This is a genomic window from Lactobacillus sp. W8174, from assembly GCF_016100975.1.
Lineage (GTDB): Bacteria > Bacillota > Bacilli > Lactobacillales > Lactobacillaceae > Lactobacillus > Lactobacillus juensis.
In genome coordinates this window covers 1-3,423 of the sequence record NZ_JACFRN010000008.1, presented here as the reverse complement: position 1 = coordinate 3,423, position 3,423 = coordinate 1, and the positions used below count along the sequence as shown (strand labels likewise).

General features: G+C 30.3%; 3 protein-coding genes. All 3 read right to left on the bottom strand.

Annotation, left to right across the window (positions count from 1 at the left end):
* Positions 1-75: 75 nt before the first annotated feature.
* Positions 76-1,689 carry an ABC transporter ATP-binding protein gene (locus H3U49_RS09745; protein ID WP_109586373.1) on the bottom strand — a complete coding sequence of 538 codons (1,614 nt, stop codon included), beginning with the start codon at positions 1,687-1,689 and terminating at the stop codon, positions 76-78.
* A 37-nt stretch (positions 1,690-1,726) separates the two neighbouring features.
* A complete protein-coding gene (locus H3U49_RS09740; protein ID WP_109586374.1) occupies positions 1,727-2,548 on the bottom strand; it encodes a hypothetical protein in 822 nt (273 codons plus the stop codon).
* 223 nt (positions 2,549-2,771) lie between these two features.
* The coding region (locus tag H3U49_RS09735) for a transposase (RefSeq protein ID WP_198181171.1) at positions 2,772-3,423 on the bottom strand (652 nt) is incomplete at its 5' end.

Sequence of the window (3,423 nt, the reverse complement as noted above, 5' to 3'; positions counted from 1 at the left end):
AAGATGTCCTCCTTTTTTATGCAATAAAAAACCTATTAACAGCTTACCACATGGATAAGTCATCAACAGGATAAATTATAGAGCCTTTAATCTTAAAGTTTTATTTTCAAGTACATAGTGTGTAAAATGTGCATGTTTAAATTCAATATCGTCATAATAATGAGCAACCTCAATCACTGTACAATCTAAATTTTGAATAATTTTATTTATTTTGTCCGACATTTTTGGATCTAAACTAGAAGTTGCTTCATCAATTAAAATAATTTTTTTATTAAAAAGAAGAGCTCTAGCAATTTCGATTCGCTGCCGTTGTCCACCAGATAAGTTTTTCCCACTTTCACCATAATATCTATTTAAAGCATCGTTACCTAGTTCATTAATCAATCCTACTTTTTCAAGAACAAATAAACAATCTTTAGTTGAGAAATCCTCGCCTAAAGTTAGATTAAAACGCAAAGTATCATTAAATAAGTTGGGATTTTGTCTTATATAAGCAATCCTACCAGATTCGAGAATATTGTTTATTTTACTATTCTTTTCCCTCAAATAAATTTTTCCGCTACTTGGTTTAATAGAACCCTGAATCAAATTAAGTATTGTCGATTTACCAACACCAGAAGCTCCTGTAATCAAAATTTTTTCTCCAAAAGTAATATTTAAATTCAAATTATTGATAATCTGTTTACCATTTGAGTACGTAAAATAAACATTTTCAAAACAAATTTTTGGCTTAATATCTTTCGATATTTTTTTAGGAGCTTTAAATTCAATCATATGTTCACTATAAGATTTTCGAATTTCTTGAGTAGTTTTTATCTTACTAAGATACTCTGAAACTGTTCCTAATGGACCTACGACTCTGTCACTAGCCATAAAAATACCAATCAAAGCTGCAGAAGATATCTTTCTTTGAATAACTAAAAGCAAGCCAATACCAATAGGTAAAATATAACTAACAACTGAAAGAATTGAAGCGACAAAAAAAGTAACAGCTTGCCAGTTATTCATAAGTAAATAAGAATTTTCGGATTCATTTAAATACTTATCTGTATCATTGTACATATACTTTTCAGCTAAATAAGTTTTGATAGTATTGGCTCCATTAAATAAATCAGTTACCTTACTTAAAAATCTACTACTATCTTCCTGCCACTTTGAAGAAGTGGCAGTTAATTTTTTACCAAAAATCTTTGGAGTTATCATAGGTAATAAAGAAAATAAAATAAACAAAATTCCAATAGGTATGCTTAAACTTAAAATATAAATTCCAGAGATTAATGCCATTAACAAAGACGCAAATACTTCAAACATCAGACTAAAGTAATCTGTTTCAACCAATTTAAAATCATTAAATATTTTTGAGACATTATCCGCAGTATCACTACTAAAAGTTGAAGTATTAATTTGCCCATAAATAAAATTACTTTTGAGCTTTACATTAAGCTTTTTTATTGCTAAATTTATTAACATTTTTCTTAAAGTCATTGAAAAATACACAATAGCCATTGCTGAAAAGCTTTTGACAGCATAAAACATTACTTCTAAAAATGTTGAGTTATGATTAAAATTTGCTATAGAAGAAAGTACCTGTGCCAAAACTACTCCATCAAATGATGAAATAATTGTTGTTATTATTATTGAAAATACGAGCCAATTAGGTAACCATCTAATTATGTTTTTTATTTTCATTTTTATCACCGTTGTATATTAAATTAATATATAATACTTAATTGATTGATATTCTATTTTTGGAAAACAAATACCAATACCACCACTTTTCAGGAGTCTTAACTATTATACTGTTTATCAGTCTGTGAATATTATTATTAATCTGTCCTACTGTCATATCTTTTATATTTATCTTGGAATAAAATCTTAATTCATAATGAGGAAAATCATCTATTCTTGTAAAAGTAACTGGTTGTATATTTGAATTATTTCGTTTAGCTAAGGCTGCTAATCCGTACGCTACGGGAAAGAAATTATCTAAATACTTAGTACGATACTTGGGTTTAGGACCTAATGTATATTCTGGAAATTCAAGTATATTTTTTGAATTTTTTAATAAATTATCCAACTTAAAAAGAGCATTAACTGGGTTAGATGTGTCTAAAACTTCTGTTATGTACTTTTTTAAGCTCGATAACATTACATCTAAAATGGACCGCATATGCTCCCCTTCATCACCATTAGCTAATGGAACATTTTGAATTTTTAAACTCGCCAATATTATTGGTATAGAATAAAAATCTCCCCAATGTGGACTAAAAATTATCGTATTTCCTCTCTTAATATCATTTAATTTTTCTTCATTTATAATAATTAAATTATTTTTTAGAAAACACTTTGTCTGAGAAAATAAATAAACAAATATAGCATCAGTTTCTTGAAACAAAATATAGTTAGCCCATTTTTTGCTCAGTGACTCTTGGTTTTTTAAATTAGTAAACTTCATGGCTTTACTTGCAATTGTCACAAGGTCTTGAATATTTTCTTTTTTTTCGTTTATTTCAATTTGTCTAATTAAAGAAATTTCTTTCCAAATCAAATCAAGTTGATTACTTTTTTTAATACTTGGAAAAGACGTTGATCATCTAGATCACTCAAATACATAGAAAAATCATAAATCATTCTGTTGACTCTTTTCTTATCATAGTCTTTCTTATTTGATACAAGTTCATATCAAACTCATTAAAAGAGTGTATCAATAACAAGTTATCATTATTATGGCTCTTTGTCAAATCCTGTTGATAGAGCTTAAATGAATAGAATCAAGCAGCTAAAAAACTGCTTGGTTCTTTTTCTTTTACCTTGTTTTCTGCTAATCTAATCCTGGTTAGCAGATTGTGGAAGTTGGCGTAGCCAAAAGCTGTGCGCTCAATTTGTTTAATCTTGCGATTGAAGCCCTCTAAGCAGCCGTTGGAATAATTCAATGTTATCCCGTTAATTACTGCTTTCAGGTTATGCTTAAAAGTTAACAGGGTTTGATGCATTTGCCAGCCAACTTCTTCTTTAGCATGAATCACTTCTTTAATTGCCAGCGGATCTTTGGCAGCCAAAGCATCATAAAATGCCTGCAGCAGGTTGTAGGCATTAGTAAGCTCCGTGCTGCAGGCGATGCCTTCGTTGACTATCTGCTCTTGCGTCAGATTGTCTTTGTAGTGCCAATTGTAATGCGGATGAATTTTGTCGAGTGCCTGGTACTTCTTGAGATACAGTTTCCACGGTGATTTAAGCAGTTTGTATTCTCTGCTGGTCTTTTTGAATTTCTTCATGACCTGCACGCGCAGGGAGTTGAAGGAACGCGTAAGCATTTGTACCATGTGAAAGCGATCAAGCACAAGCTCAGCGTTGGGAAAGCATGCTCGTACAATGTCTTGATAGTAAAAATTCAGGTCCAGAGAAACTGTTTTGCCGCAGGCG